Here is a 21,307-nt window from a genome sequence, read left to right as displayed (position 1 = left end):
ATAGGACATGACTTGAAATTTATCAATCATATTATCGACCATTTTGAAGCCCACTCAGAATATGAAGTGAAGAAAGACGAATGGCAAGGGCATGAAGCACATAATGAAGCTCGAAGCCTGGAAATTTTGGAATGGGCAGATATTCTGTTCTGTGAATGGGGGCTCGGGAACGTCATTTGGTATCAGGAACGAAAGAAAGAACACCAAAAACTAATCGTGCGCCTGCACCGTTTTGAAATGGATACGAAGTATGTGAAAATGTTCGACTACACAAAAATTGATATGTGCATCGCCATTTCTCCTTATATATATGAAGAATTTTATCGTGTTGCCAAAGTGCCAAGGGAAAAAATGAAGGTAATCTTCAATGCTATTGATACGGAGCGTTTCAACAAGCCAAAAAAGGCGAAGTCAAACTTTCACATTGGTATTATCGGCTATGTGCCGAAGTTAAAACGTCTGGACCGGGCAATCGATATTTTTGAGAAGCTGTATGCAAAGGATTCCCGTTACAAGTTGTTTATTAAGGGTAAACATCCAAAAGATTTCGGCTGGATATGGGATAATGCCGAGCAGCGTGAGTATTATGAGAGTATTTTTGAGCGCATCGAACAAGCAGATTATAAAAAGAACGTAGTATTTGAAGGATGGGGGGATGTAGCCGAGTGGCTGCAAAATGTCGGCTATGTCCTTTCGGTCAGTGATTACGAAAGCTTTCATATGGCCCCGATTGAAGGAATGGCTTCGGGAGCAGTTCCGGTTGTACTGAGAAGAGAAGGAGTGAATACGATTTTCCCGCATCAGTTCATTTTTGAAACGCACGATGAAGCAGTAGAGTCAATCCTGGAACAACAACTGGTTGATGCCGGTATGCTCAAAGGGTTTGTATCCTCGAATTATGGTCTAGATATCATTTGTAAGGAAATAGAAGCAGTATTGACCAGACAAAATCCGAATAAGACAGCAGGTGAAAAGTATGAAAGCACTTCTTAAAAATGAACAAATTTTTAATGGCAAGCGGAAAATTAAATATTTATTTATTCCCTCCAGGCAGAAAACCGAGCATCTCATTGTTATGTTTTCAGGTTTTAATCCAATTGGGACACCACCCGCTTATAACTATATCCGCACATTACAACATGCGGATGTAAACAAACTGTACATTCTTGATGATTATGGCAGCAGGGGCTGTTACTATCTTGGAGAAAACAGAGTATTCGATGTGGAAGAAACAGTCTATGCATTAATCCGGCACATTGCTTCAGTAAACGGGATAGAGGATGACAACATTATCTGCTGTGGTTCAAGCAAGGGGGGCTATGCCGCCTTGTATTATTCTATTAAATACGGGTTTGGTCATGCGATTGTCGCCGCTCCACAGACGTATTTAGGGCGTTATTTATACAATGTCGGGGAATATCCGACATTAGAGTACATAGCGGGAGGAACCTCACAGGATGATATTGCCTTTTGTAATGATCTTCTATTTGATCTTGTAAGGACAGCAAAGAAGATGCCGCAAATGCTTATCCACGTGGGACGTGGAGATCACCATTATAAAGGACATGTTCTTCCTTTTATCGATCACCTGCAAAAACACGGCTTCTCATGCGGGCTGGATGTCGGCGAGTTTACAAATCACGGGGAGGTAAGCTTCTATCAGAAATTACTTGTTTCCAAGTTGAAGGAAATGCTTCCCTATCTGGAAGACCCGCTGGAAATTACATCATTTGAAGTAGAACAGAGCCAGCATGAATTTTTGCTCAGCACACAGAGCAATCGGGAAGTCAGATATGCCTGGTATATTTTTAAGGATCAGGAGCGTGTGAAGACCTTTCCTTATACAGATAGTCCTACGCTGCGTTTTATAGCAGTGGAATCGGGCTGCTACCATTTTGTGGCATTCATTAAAGATGCTCAGAACCAAATTATTTATCAAAAATCCAGTGAGTATGAAGTAAACATCGCTTCTGGGACATTCCAGAAAATTGATTGATAAAACGGAAGAAAAGGTAGGAAAGGGGCGGAGAGAGATGACGTCTTTAACCATATTAGGCGGCTGTACAACAAGGGATGTACTGGACTGTGCACCAAACAACTTTGAACTGAGCGAATATTTCGCACGCACATCTATCGTCAGTATGATGTCACCTGCTGCAGAGATCGATCATTCCTTGATTGATTTGGCATCTAGCTTTCAAAAAAGATGTGTCACGCGGGATATCTCCAAAACCTTTTTCAATGAGCTTGAGAAGAAAAAAGGCCAATTTATAGTAATCGACTTTATTTCGGAACGCTTGAATTTGGTGAAGCTTGGGGATGCCTATATCACTCGTTCAAATGAATTGGTGAAATCCAAGGTGCTTGATCAGTTAGAAAACTATCAAATTATCAAAAAGTTAGATGACGAGATACAGCAGTTATGGAAGAAACATGCACTGCAGTTCTTTCAAAAATTAAAAAAGTATTTTGGGAACAATATTATCCTTCATAAAACAAAATGGCGGCATTTTTATCTTGATGTGGACGGAGCGGTAAAGGAATTCCCGAATGTAGGAGAAATTAAGCTTCGGAATGAAGAACTGGCGGATTATTATGCATTTGTCGAGGAGCATTTCCCGGAGTTTATTTTTATCGATATGACGGATGACGGCTATTATGCGAGCGCTGATCATAAATGGGGATTAGCTCCTTACCATTTTGAAGACCGCTACTATCATAGTCTGCTGCAAAAGCTCTCACACGTGACAGATACATGGATTTCTTCCAGCTATGAAAAAATAATCAATAGAAGAATCGTACAGTTGTTTTTTCATACACGTATCGAATCTGGAGAAAACTGTGTACCAACATTGAATGGCGGCATATTCACCGGAGAGCACGGAACAGATATAGGGAGCTGTGATTATTTTGAGGAGATCTCCCTCTTCAAGGAAATGAATCAAACGTTACAGTATCTTTTCATTCAATTAAACGATGCAGTTCAAAAGCATAAAATAGAAAATTTTCAGGAAATTGATACAAAACTGTCCGAGCTGCTGGACCGAATGAAGGATGAAAATGTAAAAGATATATTTAGAAATTCTTCCTATTTAATAGGACTGCTGATTACATTCCTTGTACGGCGTGATTTACTCGTAGGAAGCCGGCAATATGAAGAGATGGTTCAGCAGCTGGTAAAGATGCTTTATACGTGTAAACAGCCGCTGGCGGACTATGAGCTGTATACAACGCTCTATTATGAGGAACCTTTGTTTGATTTACCATCAAATGTCATGGCTGTATTTGCCCTGCACGATGTATGGCAGTATACAAAAGATACGCGGTATGCAGCTCTTTATGAAGAGGGAAAGGAGCAATTGATAAAGGTGCTGCCACTATACGAAGTAAAAGGGGTAACAGCCGAAAACCTGCATCATGTTTTGAATGACGGCAATTTGCCCGAATATAGTGCCGCCTTCCATTTACTAAATGCAGAGTGCTTATCATTGCTGTATTCTATTGAAAATGACCCGGCTTTAAAAGATATATTGGATCGATGGCTGTCTTTTATTAGAGAAACTGCGGCATATCCCGAATTTCAGGATACGGGTTTTAGTTTACTGGCAGGAGCAGAAGATGCGACAGAACAGGCATCAATCCAGCTGGGTGGCTCTTCTGTACAGTTTCGTATTAGCTGCAATGACGGCTGGATGACCTCGGCCCGTATTTCACGCAAGGAAAAGCCTGAGCAGATTGTCCTGCATACATTTGAAAAGGCTTTTTCCTTTCCATTTGGCAGGGCAGATTATACACTGACGATCCAGTTAAGGGACCAGTTTAATAATCGATTTGAAAGATCATATGAACTTGTTAACGAAGAATTGGAGGAAGCCAGGTTTATACGGCTGCTGAAAAATCTAGAGGACAATACATCTGTCACATTTAATGAAGACAAGCTGAATGTGCAGGTTAATAGACCGCTGCAGGATGCATCGTATGCTTACTATATCATCATCAATGATAAGGTCATCCATAAGGAATGGTACAGCGGCAATACAAACTTCCAATTTCCTGTAACACAAGGTGAAGAAATAGAAACGGCTAAATGCGTGGTCTTTGTAAAAAGAGGAACGCTCAAAAAAAATTACACGTTAACTGTAAATGTATAGGAGAGATTTCGCAATGAAACTATGTACAATCGGATTAGGATATATTGGGCTGCCAACTTCCATCATGTTTGCTAAGCATGGAGTAGAGGTAGTAGGGGTTGACATTAAGCAATCGGTGGTTGATTCATTGAACAGCGGCCGCATTCATATTGAGGAACCGGGATTGCAGGAGGCTTTAGAAGAGGTAATCGCAAGCAATACATTCAAGGCATCGATGGAGCCGGAAAAAGCGGATGCCTTCATCATTTCTGTCCCAACTCCAAATAATGATGACCAATATAAATCATGTGACCTTACATACGTATTGGATGGGGTAAAACGAGTACTGCCGCTTGTGGAAAAAGGTAATGTCATCATTGTGGAGTCGACAATCGGTCCCCGCAGCATGGATGATTTCGTTAAGCCGCTAGTTGAAGGGGCGGGGTTTGCCGTAGGGGAGGATATTTACCTTGTACATTGTCCTGAACGTGTATTACCAGGTCAAATTCTGCATGAATTAATCTATAACAACCGTATCGTCGGCGGAATCACTCCTGCTTGCACAGAGGCAGGCGCCCGCGTATACGGCACATTTGTAAAAGGAGAAATCATTCGTACAAATGCAAAGACAGCGGAAATGTCCAAGCTTATGGAAAATACATTCCGTGATGTAAATATTGCGTTGGCTAATGAACTGGCAAAAGTGTGTAATGAACTGGAAATTAATGCGCTGGAAGTAATTGAGATGGCGAACAAGCATCCACGTGTAAATCTTCACACACCCGGTCCGGGTGTTGGCGGGCACTGTCTTGCAGTAGACCCTTACTTTATCGTGGCAAAGGCGCCGGAGACAGCAAAATTAATTAATTTATCCCGTCAAATTAACGTATCGATGCCACAATACGTTGTCGAGAAAGTAAATGAGCTAATGGAAGTTCGTGATGGAAAAACAGTGACAGTATTCGGTTTAACTTACAAAGGAAATGTGGATGATATTCGCGAAAGTCCGGCGATGGATATTTATAACCTATTACGTACTGAAGGAAAGTTCGAAGTGCGCGCTTATGACCCGCACGTCAGCCAATCATGGGTGGAGCAGGACTTATCGACAGCAGTAGCTGATTCGGATCTAGTACTGATTTTGGCAGATCACAATGAATTCAAACAGTTTACAAATATTGACCTGGCAGGTATGAAGAACAAGCTGATTTTCGATACGAAAAATATTGTGAATGCTGTAGAGGAAGGTATTGACTATTACAACTACGGCAATCTATACGCGGCGATGAAGAAGGAACCAGTGATGCAATGATCGCTTTATCTACAGTCCTAAAGGAACAAGTTAGTCATATACGGCTGATTTTCCGGGTAAGTGTAAACGATATTAAAAGCCGCTATCAGTCCCATTATTTAGGGGGGCTGTGGCAGTTCTTAAATCCCTTATTGCAAATCAGCGTCTATTGGTTTGTATTCGGACTGGGAATCAGGGGAGGATCGCCGGTTGGGGATGTCCCTTTTTTCCTCTGGCTGATCACAGGTCTCATTCCATGGCTGTATATAGCACCGGTGCTGAATCAAGGAACGAAAAGTATTTCAAGTAAAATCAATATGGTGTCTAAGATGAAGTTCCCGGTCAGTATACTGCCGACCATCGCTATGCTCAACAATGTTGTCCCTTTTGTCGTCATGATGACAATCGGTATTATATTAGTGATTGTAAATGGTGTATTTTCAGGTATTTATATATTGCAGCTCCCTTATTATTTACTGTGTATGGCCGTGCTCGTCTACAGTGTGACGCTGCTGACTGCCACGCTGTCCATTGTCGCAAGGGATATACAACTCGTTGTACAGTCTATTGTGCGGTTTATGATGTTCCTTCTGCCGATTTTATGGAATATGAGCAACTTAAATGCAGTCCTTATTGTTTTCCTGAAGCTAAATCCCTTTTTCTACATTATTGAGGGAGTAAGAGCATCGATCATAGGCCATACATGGTTTTTTGAGGATATGACCTATACGGTTTATTTTTGGAGTATAGCATTATTGCTCCTTGTCGTAGCCAGCAGTTTGCATGTGAAATTCAGAAATCACTTTGTTGATTTGATGTAGGGGGTTTCTATTTGGAACCGAAAGTTATTTTTAAAGATGTAAGTAAGTCTTACAAAATCTATAATAAGCAGTCTGATAAATTAAAAGAATTATTTTTGTTCAACCGCAGGAAGGCAAAACAGTTCCATGCCCTCCGCCATATTTCCTTTGAGGTATATGAAGGGGAAGTAGTAGGGGTCGTAGGGTTGAACGGGGCCGGGAAATCTACCTTGTCCAACCTGGTTGCCCAAATCATTCCCCCCTCTACGGGTGAAGTCATCATCAATGGGGAGCCGTCCCTTATAGCGATTGCCATTGGCTTGAATAATCAATTGAGCGGCATAGATAATATTAAAATGAAATGTCTGATGCACGGACTTAATAACGAGGAAATCCAGCGGCTCATGCCAAGTATTATGGAGTTTGCAGATATAGGAGATTTCATACACCAACCGGTGAAAAACTATTCAAGCGGGATGAAATCAAGACTAGGCTTTGCTATCTCTATCCATACAAATCCGGATATTCTTATTGTTGATGAAGCATTATCGGTCGGTGATAAGACATTTTACCGAAAATGTATAGATAAGATGAATGAGTTTAAGGAAAGAGGAAAGACCATCTTTTTCATTAGCCATTCGGAAAGCCAGGTCCGAAACTTCTGCGATAAAGTACTTTGGCTTGAATATGGAGAGGTAAGGCAGTTCGGCGAGTCAGCAGCTGTTCTTGATGAGTATACCCGTTATGTGAAGGATTTCAATGCTATGCCAAATGGGGATAAGAAACTGTTCAAGGAGGCTGGCTTAAAGAGACAATATGAGCCGCTTGTACAAAAGGAGCCGCGGCAAAAGCCACAGGGCGGCGGTTGGAAAAAGGCTATTGAATATACGACTGCATTTGTCCTGTATGTAGCGGCACTTATCTCTGCTTTTCTCATGTTATGGAATGTATAAAGCTTATCATGATGGGGAGAGCGGCCGATTTTTTTCGTGAAAGCATGTCTATTTCGTTTTTTTTCCGCATACATTATGCTATCGGACAACAAATTTGTTAGCCGTATATAAAGCTAATTGGGGAGGAATAGTTGTGGATTCATTAAAAGTATCGTCTCGCTCTAATCCAAATTCGGTTGCAGGTGCATTAGTTGCTGTCATTCGGGAGCAAGGGTATGTCGAGATGCAGGCAGTCGGGGCTGGGGCATTAAATCAAGCAGTAAAAGCAGTGGCAATAGCACGCGGATTTGTCGCACCAAGTGGAACGGATTTAATTTGTGCTCCGGCATTTGCGGATATTACGATCGCAGGCGAGGACCGCACAGCATTGAAATTGGTTGTTGAAAAACGAAATCGATAAAATATGAAATGTATGCTGGCTGCTTCGGTGGCCGGCTTTTTTTATTTGTTCATGATTCAGCCGGGGGTTTAATACTGGAGGATAGGGGGGCATGATTATTTCCTTTTTAAGGGGAAATCGTTTCTTTTTTTCATAAGGAGGAAAATACTATTCTACTATATAATCAACCTTCCTTTTTCCATACTGTGAGCGGTAGGCCTTATCCTACTACTTAGGACTGAAATTTTTGTAGAAACGGATATTTTCAATAGTACAGCCCACTCGTTCATGTTAAACTGATGAAGGAAATTCATATATAAATTGTTTTTTAAGGAGATGTTGAAATGTTACATCAGCTTTCATGGAAAGTCGGTGGGCAGCAAGGTGAAGGGATTGAGTCGACGGGTGAAATCTTCGCAACGGCCATGAACCGTTTAGGATATCATTTGTACGGCTATCGTCATTTCTCTTCTCGTATTAAGGGCGGCCATACGAATAATAAGATTACAGTACGTCCGGAAGAAGTACGCTTCATTGCGGATGATTTAGATATATTAGTTGCATTTGATCAAGAAACAATTGACGTCAACTATACGGAATTAACAGAAAACGGTATTATTTTGGCGGATGCAAAGTTCGACCCGAAAAATCCGGAAGATTGCAAGGCAGCTCTTTATGCGGTGCCGTTCACGGAAATCGCAGCTGAGCTTGGTACGTCACTGATGAAAAATATGGTGGCGATTGGTGCGACTGCTGCGTTAATGAACTTAAGCGAAGCAGTATTCCAGAATGTTGTAACAGATATCTTCGGCCGTAAAGGGGAAGAAGTCGTTGCAAAAAACATGCAGGCAATCGAGCGCGGACGAAGTGCCATTGCCGAACAAATCGGTGACCGTGTAGGTTCTTGGGAGCTTGCTCCAGCAGACGGCAAGCGCCGTATGTTCATGATCGGTAATGATGCGGTTGCATTAGGTGCTCTTGCAGCAGGTGTCCGCTTTATGGCAGCTTATCCGATTACACCAGCTTCAGAAATCATGGAATACATGATTAAAAAGCTTCCGCTAGTGGGCGGCACAGTCATCCAAACAGAGGATGAAATTGCGGCAGCTACAATGGCAATCGGTTCAAACTATGGCGGTGTCCGTGCCTTCACAGCATCTGCTGGTCCTGGTTTATCCTTAATGATGGAAGCAATCGGTCTATCAGGTATGACAGAGCAGCCGCTTGTTGTTATCGATACACAGCGCGGCGGTCCATCGACAGGTCTGCCGACAAAGCAGGAGCAGTCGGATTTAATGGCGATGGTCTACGGCACACACGGAGAAATCCCGAAAGTCATTATCGCTCCATCGACAATGGAAGAAGCGTTCTATGACACAATCCAGGCATTTAATATTGCAGAAGAATTGCAATTACCGGTTATTTTATTAACGGACTTGCAATTATCACTTGGGAAGCAATCCGTTGACCCATTTGACTACAGTAAAATTGAAATCCGCCGCGGTAAAATAGTGATTCCCGAAGATACAGAGTCGAAAGATTACTTTAAGCGTTATGAAAATACAGAAGATGGTATCTCGCCGCGTGTGCTGCCGGGTAAACTGGGCGGTATTCACCACGTAACAGGGGTTGAGCATGATGAGCAAGGGAAACCATCTGAAGCGACAGGCAACCGCCGTACACAAATGGATAAGCGTTTCCGCAAGCTGCAGCACCTTCGTTTTGACAATCCGGTGCATGTAAATGCGCCACATGAAGAGGCAGATGTTCTGTTAGTTGGCTTTAATTCAACACGCGGAGCACTTGAGGAAGTACAGGATGCACTGAACGCAGAGGGGATTAAAACCAATCATGCGCAAATTCGTTTGATTCATCCATTCCCAGCAGAGGAAATGAGCGCATTAGTAAATAACGCGAAAAAGGTCATTGTTGTAGAAAATAACGCGACAGGCCAATTAGCGAACATTATGAAAATGTCTATCGGCGGACATGGTAAAATCCGCAATGTATTAAAATACGACGGTACACCATTCCTGCCGCGTGAATTAACAAATCTAGTGAAGGAGGAAATCTAATGGCTACATTTAAGGATTTCCGTAACAGTGTAAAACCGAACTGGTGCCCTGGGTGCGGAGATTTCTCCGTACAGGCAGCAATTCAGCGTGCAGCAGCTAATGTCGGCTATGAACCACATGAGCTTGCGGTGATTTCAGGGATCGGCTGTTCAGGACGTATCTCCGGCTACATTAATTCTTATGGCTTCCACGGTATCCATGGCCGTGCGCTGCCGATTGCCCAAGGGCTGAAAATGGCCAACCGTGATTTAAAGGTAATTGCATCAGGCGGTGACGGCGACGGCTTTGCGATCGGGATGGGTCATACAATCCACGCAATCCGCCGTAATATCGATATTACGTATGTTGTCATGGATAACCAAATTTATGGTCTGACAAAAGGACAAACATCTCCGCGTTCTGCTGCTGGTTTCATCACGAAGTCAACACCAGGCGGAGCAATCGAGCCGTCATTAAAACCACTGGAAGTAGCCCTTACTGCAGGAGCTACATTCGTGGCGCAAGGTTTCTCTACTGATATTAAAGAGTTAACAGCAATGATCGAAGCAGGTCTGAACCATAAAGGCTTCTCGTTCATTAATGTATTCTCTCCATGTGTGACATACAACAAGGTGAACACATATGACTGGTTCAAAGAGAACCTGACAAAGCTTGCCGATATTGAAGGCTATGATCATACAAACCGCGAGCTAGCGATGCAAACAGTAATGAAGCACGAAGGTTTAGTAACAGGAATTATCTATCATGACCAGGAAACAAAGTCTTATCAAGAAAAAGTGGAGGGCTATTCAGAGCTTCCGCTGACAGATATCGATATTTCTCTAAGTGAAGAACAATTCGATCTATTAGTGAAGGAATTTATGTAAGAAGAATACATCTTAACCCGCTATGCCAACAATCGGCATGGCGGGTTTTTAGTAATGGGGCTAATTATTTACTATCATTTTTAATACTGATTCTTTTGGATTAATTTTTTACATAGAATTTACACCCGGTTCGCAATTCGTTTAAAGTCATCTGCTATGCTCAAGCCAAAGGGGGCTAGGCTTTGCGAAAATACATAAAAGTGAAAGACCGATTGACCGTACTGATGTTTGTCTGCATTATTTCGAATATTTTACTTGCCGTATTCAGTATGGATTATTTACGGAAGATGGAACGCAGCACAGAAACAATGTATGAGGAAAAACTTCTTTCCTTGAACGCACTTTATCATGAAGAGAAGCTCGTTGAATTCGACTCCAAAATGGCTTTTTTTCAAAATGGGCAAGCACCTGTGGAAGAGGTAGAGGCATACATTTTGGAAAGGGCTGAGAAGCAGGTAAATGATTATAGGAAAGATGTTCAGCGTGGTTACTGGCTCATTTTAACTGTATGCGCGGTAATGGTAGTCCTCGTAATGTACTTTGCACTCAGTGCATCTAGGGCAGTCCATCAACCGGCAATGGAGCTCAAAAAGCTATTAAAGCTTACACAGCAGGGGAAGCTTGGCCATTTTGCAACATATAATGGCAAGGATGAGCTTGGAGAAGTGATGCGTTATTATAATGAAATGGTCCACAATCTACAGCAGCTTATTGCGGTAGTAGAGACAAGTGCAAACTCGGTTGCAGTATCAAATGGGAAGTTAGAGAAATCTTCTAAGCAAACAACAAAGGCTGCGGTACATATTACGACGGACACAGAGCAGTTAACAAGAACCGTAAATGAAACAGCGGCTCAGCTCATTGATAATAATGAAGCAGTACGGAAGGTCGTTATTCATATGGAGGAAATTAAAAACCAGATCGATGGAGTAGAAGAGAATATGGAGAAGACCTATGAAGAATCAGTTTCAGGCAGCCGTTTGATTGCTCAAAATATAGGCGCTATTCAGCAAATAAAACGGGTAACATACGACGCTACGGCTGTCATGGATGAACTTCAGGAAAAATCGAAGGATATTCATCAGGCAGTCGATCTCATTGAATCCATTGCAAGCCAGACGAGCCTGCTCGCATTGAATGCCTCGATTGAAGCCGCCCGTGCCGGAGAACAGGGCAAAGGATTTGCAGTTGTGGCAAATGAAGTGAAAAAGCTTGCGGCCCATTCGATTGAGGCAACAAAAGTGGTGTCTGCACTTGTCAGTACGATACAGGAGCAATGTGAAAAGGCCGTATTTAAAATGCAGGAGACTCAGGAATGTGTAGCTGATGGAAGTGCTGCTACCGAACAAATGGCTGCCAAGTTTGAGACTATCTCATCCCAAGTAAAGGACGTTACCCCACAGCTGAGGCACGTCGCACACATCGTAGAATCGGTCTATACTTATACCGAAAATGTAGCAACGGCATCCCATGAAATCACATTGCGGACAGATGAAAATGCAAATCGGATTGCGGCTATTGCGTCGGGAGTAAATGAGCAGCTTGCCGCAACCGAAGATATTCATACACAAATCATGTCGATTTCCAAGAACACGCAATCTCTCCTCCATGCAGTAAGCAGGTTTACTACAGAATAACTTGAACCCTCTCCGCTCGAATAGACGGAGGGGGTTTTACTGTGCATTACCCCAGAATGAAATTTTTAAGTAATGTATAGATCTTTCAGCCCCTCCTTTGTACAATGGGCAAAAAAGGCACAGCGATGATGAAAAGGAAGCTGTCGTCGAAATTAATTATTGGGTTTTACACTGCAGGAATGAACCAATACTTATCCGGTGCAAGTTTTGGAAAGTGTGGTATCGTTAGTAAGGAATGAACTGTCGGCACATCATCACCCAAAGAAATGCCAGCATCCTTTCGGGAAAGCATTAATTCAGTGAGGGGCTCTGTGCACGTGCGAGGAAGCAATGCGCTATGAGCGAGGGAAATTTGTCTGCAGAAGCGGGCATGCATCACGCGAGGCCTTTTTAAAAGGGGTGCATGATTACAGGCTGCTTGTTAGCGAATGCATAACGAGCAAGGAACTGAGGGATTTCTTCTTCATTGTAAGTAAAAATGTCGCTAATAAGTTACTAGTTAGAGCGGAATTTTACTATGATGGCAATACCAAATCCAGGCGATATTTCATTCCGGAAGATGTTTGGAGAAATCACCGTTAAGGTCGGCGAAATCATTATCTAAAGAGGAATAGACATATGACAAACATTCTCGATTTCCTGCAATATAAAAATGAAAAAGAAGAAGCACGTATACTACAGCTATTTCAAAAGGCACATTCGCTTGATGAAAGGCTGGATGCTTTAATTGAAACGAAGCATCTTCATGTTGAAGATCACAAGCTGTTTTTGGCATTTCTCGCTTACTTGGAGGAAAAGCAGATTGAGCCGCAGCAACTTTTGGGAGATGTTATCAGCCTCCCGAAGTTTGAATTTGAAGCACGTTACAAGATGAACTGGGGACAGACCGTACGTCTTGCTGTCACATTTCTTACAATTTTACGGACAAATGACCCGGACAGCTACCAACAATTCATACGCTAAGCTTGTCGGGGGGGAGGACTATTCGCTATAATAGTTCAATGGGTATTTGAATGAAAGGAGCTTTAGTCGATGAATGAAGAACAACGACTAGCTAGTCAGCAAGTAAATCAACCAAAGCAGGAAAAGGACTATAGCAAATATTTCGAGCGCGTCTTTACAGCGCCATCATTAAAGGATGCAAAAAAACGCGGGAAAGAAGAAGTGAAGTACCATAAAGACTTTGCCATCGATGAACAGTTCTTGGGGATGGGGCAGGGACGCAAATTTTACATCCGTACCTATGGCTGCCAAATGAACGAGCACGATACAGAAGTAATGGCTGGTATTTTCATGCAGCTTGGCTATGAACCTACTGAGCAAATCGAAGAAGCTGACGTTGTTTTGCTGAATACATGTGCTATTCGTGAAAACGCTGAAAATAAAGTGTTTGGTGAACTTGGTTTCCTTGTGAAATATAAACGAAAAAATCCAGAAATGTTAATCGGTGTTTGTGGCTGTATGTCACAGGAAGAATCGGTTGTTAATAAAATTTTAAAAACATATCAGCATGTGGACATGGTGTTCGGGACACACAATATCCATCGCCTGCCGCATATTTTAAAAGAAGCCTATATGTCGAAGGAAATGGTTGTCGAGGTTTGGTCAAAAGAAGGGGATGTAATTGAAAACCTTCCGAAGAAGCGAATCGGCTCCATTAAGGCATGGGTAAATATTATGTACGGCTGCGATAAGTTCTGTACATATTGTATTGTTCCTTATACACGAGGCAAGGAGCGTTCTCGTCGTCCGGAAGAAATTATACAGGAAGTACGTGAGCTGGCTGCACAAGGATATAAGGAAATTATGCTGCTTGGCCAAAATGTAAACGCCTATGGCAAGGACTTTGCCGATATCGACTATCGGCTTGGAGATCTGATGGATGAGCTGCGTAAAATTGATATCCCGCGCATCCGTTTCACAACGTCCCATCCGCGTGACTTTGATGATCACTTGATCGAAGTATTGGCGAAAAAAGGAAATTTGGTAGAACATATTCATCTGCCGGTTCAGTCTGGTTCAAACGATATTTTGAAAATTATGGCTCGTAAATATACACGTGAACATTTCCTGGATCTTGTCCGAAAAATCAAAGAAGCGATGCCTGATGTGGCATTGTCAACGGATATTATCGTTGGTTATCCAAACGAAACGGAAGAGCAATTCCAAGAAACACTGGATCTTTACCGTGAAGTAGGCTTTGAAATGGCCTTTACCTATATTTACTCACCACGCGAAGGTACACCAGCTGCTAAGATGGTAGATAATGTACCGGAAGATGTGAAAAAAGAACGTCTACAACGCCTGAATGCTGTTGTCGCAGAATTTTCGGCAAACGCCTTAAAGAAATATGAGGGCCAAATTGTAGAAGTCCTTGTGGAAGGAAGCAGTAAAAAGCGGGATGATGTTCTAGCTGGCTATACCCGCCGCAATAAGCTTGTAAACTTTGCCGGTCCAAAAGAGCTAGTTGGTCAAATTGTAAAAGTAAAAATCATGGAAGCGAAGTCGTACTCTCTTCGTGGTGAATTCGTGGAAGTGGTTAAACAAACAGGGGTGCATGTATAATGACAAAGGTGTATACAAAAGACGAAATCGTAGAAAAAGCTAAAGAAATCGCGCATATGATTGCCAACACAGAAGAAGTAGAATTCTTCAAAAAAGCAGAAGAGCAAATTAATGAAAATCAAAAAATACGTGAAAAAATTACATCTCTAAAAACTTTGCAAAAGCAAGCTGTCAATTTCCAGCATCTTGGCAAAGAAAAGGCGCTGAAAATGATTGAAGGAAAAATCGCAACGATTGAAGAAGAGATCGATCAAGTACCATTAGTCCAACAGTTTAAGCAATCACAAGTAGAAGTAAATGAATTGCTGCAGCTTGTATCCAATACAATTGCAAATAACGTAACAAATGAAATTATTGAATCGACAGGCGGCGATGTGCTGCGCGGCGAAACAGGCTCTAAAGTCCGCAACAGCCAGGCGGGAAGCTGCTCGTAATAAAATATCCCCTGCAATCTGTTTGATTGCAGGGGATATTCTTATTTATAGCTGTTTAGAGATCCAAGATATAAGTAAAATGAAATAGTTTATGGAAATTTTTTGACAACGTCACAATCAGGTCCAATACTCAGCAACTAAATTGAATATACCAATTTTCAGGTAATTTCTTTTTTGTAGCATATTAATCAAAATCAAGTAAATAAACATTTTTTGGCCGGCCTTTACTATGGTTTTTAAGCTGGGCTTTCTGGATTTTGGCGAAGGCATGCTGTTCCAGTTTTTTTAGTATACGATTAGCTGACCGGACGGTGATTGATAAATGGGAGCTGATTTCCTCAGCCGTAAATGTATTGGTTTTTAATGTGATGATCATGCTATGAATTTTTTGCAGGTGAAATAATGAAATCTGAGTCTCTACAGAAATTTCCTCAAGTCTCGTAATGATCGTTTCCGGGATTTTTAAGAAGGTTTCCCCTTCCAATGGCCCGATTAGATGGTCTTCTTTATTTAAGCTATAACTTTCCGTAACATTCTCTTTTCCATAAGCTGATGCTTTTTCAGCCTGGATTTGTGCATTTGCTAATGTTTTCCCGATTCCCCAGCCAATCCGCACCTTAAAGGGCAGCTGAGAGCGTAAAAAACTTGCCAGTGAGCATTTCGTTTCATTATTGGTGATCTCGATATAGTCTGAGTAATTCGTAATAATTTCATAATGAATGGCAGAACGGTATGTAATTAGAGAGAAGCCGAATTTTCTGTTAAAGTCCAAAATTGCTTTATATAAGGCAATTTGACGATATTCAATTTCCAGCAAATCATTTTCCGGAACCGGGAATTGAATATGCCCGCATACTACTTGGCTGTTTTTCAAATTAACGAGTTCCATTTCCTTAATCAATTTTTGAACGGTTGATTCGATGCTTTTTTCTGACGGTACGACCAAAATCGGTGTTAAATCAATATCTTCAAAATACGTATATAAGTTTGTAAGCCGCGTAAAACAATATTTTACTTTCTTCTCCTCGATAAGCTCCAGATGGCATTTGCTCACTAATTCATACACATTTGGCTCCCCGAATAATTGAATAGTGTCAGTGAAGGTATAGGGGAAATCTTCGGTCCGCAGCCATTCCTTCAACCCTAAGTAATTATTTTCTTCATAAACAAAGTCAATAATAGCTTCCTTGAAATTGAAATCCGGATATAAATATTGGGTTTCTGCTAATTTACAATAAAAATCACGCTCCGTAATATCGGTAAATAAAGCAGGCAGCGCTGAAAACTCTTCAGGAAGTTTTTTTCTGATGTGCAAATAGGGAATTTGTCCGCTGAAAATTACACCATCATAAAATTGATAATGCTCTTTAAATAACTCTTCTAAATTAGATAGATTTTCATATTTAATAATAGTGATTTCTATCTCTTCAATATTTAAGTTGTAAATTTTTTTTATCCATCTATAGGAATATTCCGTAGAAAATACGCAAATTTTATACATAATAGGTCCTTTCTTAAAAAAAAAGTTGTCGGATAATTCAATTTAGTTTAATCTTATTTAAAGACATTGTAAAAACGTGTCTAAAAAGGAGGCGGATAAATGGAAACTTTAAATGATTTTGAACAAAAAAACAATAGGGGCTTTAATAAATTTCTAAACATAATTGAAAAAGTCGGAAATAAGCTACCTCATCCTTTCATGCTGTTCTTTTACTTAATTCTTATTTTAGTAGTCATCTCATTTATTTTGGGAACGATGCAGGCTACAGTATTACATCCATCTACTGGGGAAGAGGTAGCTGTTAAAAGCTTACTGTCAAAAGAAGGAATACAATATATTCTCTCTAATACTTTAACAAATTTTACGGGATTTGCGCCGCTAGGTTTAGTCCTGACAATGATGTTGGGGATTGGTCTTTCTGAAAAAGTAGGTCTTTTCTCTGCCTTAATGACAAAGGCAATTACGAAAACACCAAAACGTATTGTATCGTTTATGGTTGTCTTTATTGGTATTTTAGGTAATATTGCTTCTGATGCAGCATTTGTAGTCATTCCACCTCTTGCTGCTCTCGTATTTCTAACGTTGGGACGTCATCCATTGGCTGGTTTGGCAGCCGGCTTGGCAGGGGCAGGAATCGGTTTTACAGCGAATATTTTGATCGCGGGTACAGATGCATTATTGTCAGGGATTACAACGGAAATAGCTAAATCTATTAATTCCGATATGATAGTTACTCCGTTAGATAACTGGTTCTTTATGAGCGTTTCCACATTTTTATTAGCATTTTTAGGGGCCCTTGTAACAGATAAATTCGTTGAGCCCCGCTTAGGCTTATATAAAGGTGAGAAAAAAGCAGATAATAAAGAATTGTCGCCGCTTGAAAACAAGGCGCTGCGTAATACAGGGATTGCTGTACTTCTCTATGTTGCAGTAATTATCGGGTTAATTGTAATGCCGGATTCCCCTCTTTTAAATGAAGACGGTACCATTTTACGTTCCCCGTTCTTATCGGGAATAGTGCCGATTTTGTTTGGCTTCTTCTTAGTAGCAGGGATTACATACGGTGTTTCTATCAAAAAAATACAGAAAACTGCTGATATTCCGAACATTATGGCAGAAGCCATTAAAGATTTGTCCAGTTATATTGTTCTTATCTTTATTATCGGACAATTCATCGGCTACTTCAACTGGACGAACATTGCTACATGGTCAGCAGTACATTTAGCCGATTTTTTAACAGCTATTAATCTAACGAATATTTTCGCTATTATATTATTTATTTTATTAGTAGCGTTGTTAAGTTTATTTATTATTAGCGGTTCGGCATTATGGTCACTTGTTGCACCTATCTTTGTACCAACCTTTATGGTGCTCGGCTATCATCCGGCATTTATCCAGTTAGCATATCGTGTCGGAGAGTCATCTACTAATATGGTGACCCCTTTAAACACTTACTTTGCGATTATCCTAGGATTTATGCAGGTTTATAACAAAAAAGCAGGTATCGGTACACTTATGGCTCTAATGATTCCATATACTATTGTTTTCTTGGTTTCTTGGATTATTTTGATATTAGTTTTCGCCCTATTCAATCTCCCGATTGGACCGGATGTATATTATTTATTAAATAACTAGGAGGAAGATAAAATGATCCGTATTCCTGTAAGCTATATAGAAAATTTATCAGCCTGGCGCCGTAATTTTCATCGTTATCCGGAGCCGGGATGGCTGGAATTTCGCACGACTGCCCAAATTGCAGATCGTCTTGAATCGTTGGGCTACGATGTTTTTGTAGGTCAAGACATCGGTATAGGAGAGAGGCTGGGCTTACCTTCAAAAGAAGAAATTCAGCTATTTTATGAGCGTGCCAAAAAGCTTGGTGCCAATGAAAAGTGGCTTGCTAAAATGGAAGGCGGCTACACAGGGGCGATTGCTGTGTTGGATACCGGCATACCTGGTCCGACTGTAGCATTCCGTGTAGATATTGATGCGCTGCCGATCAGAGAATCAGAAGAAAGCCATCATGTGCCACAGCAGGAAGGGTTCCGTTCCGAGTATGACGGGTTTATGCATGCATGCGGACATGACAGTCATGCCTCTATCGGCCTTGGCTTGGCGGAACAAATTATGGTGCACCGGAATCTGTTGAAAGGAAAAGTGAAAATTATATTCCAGCCGGCCGAGGAAGGTGTACGTGGAGCAGCTGCACTTGTAGAATCACCTTTATTATGTGACATAGATTATTTATTTGCCATGCATATCGGTACAGGCGTGGAAAAGGGTTTATTTATCGCCGGGACGGATGGATTTTTTGCCACGTCCAAATATGATGTTGCATTAAGTGGATTAGCAGCTCATGCAGGCGCCTATCCGGAAAGAGGAAAAAATGCATTGCTTGCAAGTGCGCAGGCTGCACTTGCCTTACATGCCTTGCCGCATCATAGCGGAGGAGCAAGTCGTATCAATGTAGGAACGCTGCAAGCAGGTGCAGGGCGCAATGTTATTCCTTCAAGTGCACATATGCAATTGGAGCTTCGTGGTGAGACAACAGAAATAGTAAATTACTATGAGGAAAAAATGCTGGATGTATTTGAAGGAATTGCCAAAATGTATGATGTGGAAGTTTCATATAAAAAGGTTGGCAGTGCCATTAGTGTGCCATCTGATGCGTCACTTGCAGCTGTGTTGGCCAAAACAGCAAATGAATTAAATATAAAATATATAGATTACGAGACATTTAAGGCCGGATCCGAAGATGCGACATTTTTAATGAAAAAAGTGCAGGACCGCGGGGGGCAGGCAACATACTCCATTATGGGCACACATTTACCGGTGGGCCATCATCATGAATGTTTTGATATAGACGAGGAAGATATGCTGCCTGCCATCGAAATATGGTTAAATACATTGATCAGCCTATCTAAGGAGACGAGTAAATGACAGCTACACAAGAAAAAATGATAGCGCAGCTTGAATTGTTAATAGAGAAATATGAGAAGGACATCATTGGGTTATCGGACCGTATTTGGGAAGTTGCTGAAACCCGCTTTGAAGAATATCAATCTGTCGATATTTTAACGACGTATCTTAAGGAAAATGGTTTTACTGTAAAAAGGGGCATCGGTGGTATAGAAACTGCGTTCGTTGCAACATATGGAGGTACAGGACCAGTCATCGGCATCTTGGGAGAATATGACGCATTGCCAGGATTAAACCAAAAGGAAGCTTCACCAAATCGCGAGGCTTATGTATATGGCGGCAATGGTCATGGGTGCGGGCATAATATGCTTGGGACAGCAGGCATTGGAGCTGTACTTGTCTTAAAGGAATGGATTGATGCCGGATTAATAAAGGGACAGATTCATTATTATGGATGTCCGGCTGAAGAGGGCGGCTCCGGCAAAACATTTATGGTACGTGAGGGTGTATTTGAAGGAGTGGATATTGCTATAACATGGCATCCAAACTCTTATGCCAGTATTTTTAATTATTCTTCTCTGGCCAACTATCAAGTATATTTTGAGTTTGAAGGTATTGCCTCACATGCTGCTGCTTCTCCGGAGCTGGGGAGAAGTGCACTAGATGCAGTAGAGCTGATGAATGTCGGCGTCAATTATTTGCGTGAGCATGTCCCGTCTAACGCACGACTTCATTATGCGGTGACAAATACAGGGGGTATGTCACCGAATGTTGTGCAGGCACAGGCAGAAGTGCTTTACTTAATCAGGGGCAAGGATATTAAAGAGGTAGATGGAATTTATCAACGCGTGTTAAAAATTGCTGAAGGTGCAGCATTAATGACAGAAACAAATCTTACGGTAAAGTTTGATAAAGCATGTTCAAACTATGTGCCGAATGATACGGTTAATCGATTATTATATAAAAACTTAGAAGCGGTTGGTCTACCTTCCTATACGGAAGAAGAGCTTGTATATGCTAATCAGATGATGCAAACGTTAACACCGAACGAACTGGCTGCCGCAAAACAGGATGTAATCAGCATGGCGGGCTCTTCGGATATGTCAGCCGCATTAGATGCGATGGATGGTCCATTCTTTAATGCTATCATCCCTTATGAGCTTTCAAAGGATTCAATGGCAGGCTCTACAGACGTAGCGGATGTCAGCTGGGTAGTACCGACTGCTCAATTTTTTGCACCATGTTTCGTATTCGGCACACCGCTTCATACATGGCAGCTCGTCTCACAGGGGAAAACAAGTCTGGCGCATAAAGGGCTGCTTTATGCAGCAAAAGTAATGGCGATGACAGCATTTGATCTACTATATGATCAAAATCTAATCGAACAAGCAAAAAAAGAGCATAAATTGCAAACAAACAATCAGTATGTCAATCCAATTCCGGCCTATATTAAACCAAATATGAATAAATAGGCAGATTGGATTTCGCAAAAAAATAATTAAATCTCCATTATTTCTTGAATTCAGTGCATAGAAAACTAGCTTTGCCGCCAAGCCTTAATAAAAGCTTGATTTCCGCAAAGGCAAGGACCTAAAACTTTATTATTTTTACCTAATATAAAAAATGACTACGGTCGATTACTTATGTATCCCGTATAGCAGCCTTTTGAGATTTTCTCAGAGGCTGCTTTTTATATTGGAACCGAAAATATACATAATTTATGAAGTGGTGTAGATAAAAATAATCGGCATTTTTGG

The 21,307-nt window shown here is 41.3% G+C and carries 18 protein-coding genes; 17 read left to right on the top strand and 1 reads right to left on the bottom strand.

Annotated elements, in window-relative coordinates; all coding sequences use genetic code 11:
• Positions 1 to 12: 12 nt before the first annotated feature.
• The 14 genes from BOD01S_RS19455 to BOD01S_RS19395 all read left to right on the top strand — a co-directional run bounded on the left by BOD01S_RS19455 (position 13) and on the right by BOD01S_RS19395 (position 15,130).
• Positions 13 to 993 carry a glycosyltransferase family 4 protein gene (locus BOD01S_RS19455; protein ID WP_244887332.1) on the top strand — a complete coding sequence of 327 codons (981 nt, stop codon included), beginning with the start codon at positions 13 to 15 and terminating at the stop codon, positions 991 to 993.
• Entirely contained in the window at positions 977 to 1,996 is a 1,020-nt protein-coding gene (locus BOD01S_RS19450) for a hypothetical protein (RefSeq protein ID WP_036152494.1), read from the top strand. Before BOD01S_RS19455 ends, BOD01S_RS19450 begins: the two co-directional genes overlap by 17 nt.
• Before the next feature lie 37 nt (positions 1,997 to 2,033).
• A complete protein-coding gene (locus tag BOD01S_RS19445; RefSeq protein WP_036152496.1) occupies positions 2,034 to 4,151 on the top strand; it encodes a DUF6270 domain-containing protein in 2,118 nt (705 codons plus the stop codon).
• Positions 4,152 to 4,164: 13 nt separating this feature from the next.
• A complete protein-coding gene (locus tag BOD01S_RS19440; protein ID WP_036152499.1) occupies positions 4,165 to 5,442 on the top strand; it encodes a nucleotide sugar dehydrogenase in 1,278 nt (425 codons plus the stop codon).
• Positions 5,439 to 6,242: an ABC transporter permease gene (locus tag BOD01S_RS19435; RefSeq protein WP_036152501.1), complete on the top strand. Its 804-nt coding sequence runs from the start codon at positions 5,439 to 5,441 to the stop codon at positions 6,240 to 6,242. Before BOD01S_RS19440 ends, BOD01S_RS19435 begins: the two co-directional genes overlap by 4 nt.
• 11 nt (positions 6,243 to 6,253) lie before the next feature.
• A complete protein-coding gene (locus tag BOD01S_RS19430) occupies positions 6,254 to 7,174 on the top strand; it encodes an ABC transporter ATP-binding protein (RefSeq protein WP_052124744.1) in 921 nt (306 codons plus the stop codon).
• Between the two features lie 133 nt (positions 7,175 to 7,307).
• Positions 7,308 to 7,574: a stage V sporulation protein S gene (locus BOD01S_RS19425; RefSeq protein ID WP_036152505.1), complete on the top strand. Its 267-nt coding sequence runs from the start codon at positions 7,308 to 7,310 to the stop codon at positions 7,572 to 7,574.
• Between the two features lie 323 nt (positions 7,575 to 7,897).
• Entirely contained in the window at positions 7,898 to 9,628 is a 1,731-nt protein-coding gene (locus BOD01S_RS19420; RefSeq protein ID WP_036152508.1) for a 2-oxoacid:acceptor oxidoreductase subunit alpha, read from the top strand.
• Positions 9,628 to 10,494 carry a 2-oxoacid:ferredoxin oxidoreductase subunit beta gene (locus tag BOD01S_RS19415; RefSeq protein WP_036152511.1) on the top strand — a complete coding sequence of 289 codons (867 nt, stop codon included), beginning with the start codon at positions 9,628 to 9,630 and terminating at the stop codon, positions 10,492 to 10,494. The genes BOD01S_RS19420 and BOD01S_RS19415 overlap by 1 nt, the downstream gene beginning before the upstream one ends.
• Before the next feature lie 182 nt (positions 10,495 to 10,676).
• Entirely contained in the window at positions 10,677 to 12,131 is a 1,455-nt protein-coding gene (locus tag BOD01S_RS19410) for a methyl-accepting chemotaxis protein (RefSeq protein ID WP_036152514.1), read from the top strand.
• A 330-nt stretch (positions 12,132 to 12,461) separates the two neighbouring features.
• A complete protein-coding gene (locus BOD01S_RS23100) occupies positions 12,462 to 12,713 on the top strand; it encodes a hypothetical protein (protein ID WP_143815067.1) in 252 nt (83 codons plus the stop codon).
• A gap of 36 nt (positions 12,714 to 12,749) precedes the next feature.
• Positions 12,750 to 13,094, top strand: coding sequence for a hypothetical protein (locus tag BOD01S_RS19405; protein WP_036152517.1), 345 nt, complete (start codon positions 12,750 to 12,752; stop codon positions 13,092 to 13,094).
• 69 nt (positions 13,095 to 13,163) lie between these two features.
• Positions 13,164 to 14,696 carry a tRNA (N6-isopentenyl adenosine(37)-C2)-methylthiotransferase MiaB gene (gene miaB / locus BOD01S_RS19400; protein WP_036152520.1) on the top strand — a complete coding sequence of 511 codons (1,533 nt, stop codon included), beginning with the start codon at positions 13,164 to 13,166 and terminating at the stop codon, positions 14,694 to 14,696.
• Positions 14,696 to 15,130, top strand: a complete 435-nt coding sequence (locus BOD01S_RS19395; RefSeq protein WP_036152523.1) for a RicAFT regulatory complex protein RicA family protein — start codon at positions 14,696 to 14,698, stop codon at positions 15,128 to 15,130. Before miaB ends, BOD01S_RS19395 begins: the two co-directional genes overlap by 1 nt.
• Positions 15,131 to 15,314: 184 nt before the next feature.
• Here BOD01S_RS19395 and BOD01S_RS19390 read toward each other — a convergent pair whose 3' ends face one another.
• Positions 15,315 to 16,631 (bottom strand): hypothetical protein, encoded by a 1,317-nt coding sequence (locus BOD01S_RS19390; protein ID WP_036152526.1) that lies wholly within the window; start codon positions 16,629 to 16,631, stop codon positions 15,315 to 15,317.
• Positions 16,632 to 16,730: 99 nt separating this feature from the next.
• Between BOD01S_RS19390 and BOD01S_RS19385 the strand changes: the two genes are divergently transcribed.
• Genes BOD01S_RS19385 through BOD01S_RS19375 form a run of 3 tightly spaced genes read left to right on the top strand, consistent with a single transcriptional unit; the run spans position 16,731 to position 21,022 of the window.
• Positions 16,731 to 18,266, top strand: coding sequence for an AbgT family transporter (locus BOD01S_RS19385; RefSeq protein WP_036152529.1), 1,536 nt, complete (start codon positions 16,731 to 16,733; stop codon positions 18,264 to 18,266).
• A gap of 12 nt (positions 18,267 to 18,278) precedes the next feature.
• Entirely contained in the window at positions 18,279 to 19,571 is a 1,293-nt protein-coding gene (locus BOD01S_RS19380; RefSeq protein ID WP_036152540.1) for an amidohydrolase, read from the top strand.
• Positions 19,568 to 21,022: a M20 family metallopeptidase gene (locus BOD01S_RS19375; protein ID WP_088321770.1), complete on the top strand. Its 1,455-nt coding sequence runs from the start codon at positions 19,568 to 19,570 to the stop codon at positions 21,020 to 21,022. Before BOD01S_RS19380 ends, BOD01S_RS19375 begins: the two co-directional genes overlap by 4 nt.
• The last annotated feature ends 285 nt before the right edge of the window (positions 21,023 to 21,307 follow it).

Source organism: Lysinibacillus odysseyi 34hs-1 = NBRC 100172 (assembly GCF_001591965.1).
GTDB classification, from domain to species: Bacteria; Bacillota; Bacilli; order Bacillales_A; family Planococcaceae; genus Lysinibacillus_B; species Lysinibacillus_B odysseyi.
Note: the sequence above shows the minus strand (reverse complement) of the source record. Positions and strands in the feature narration are given on the sequence as shown.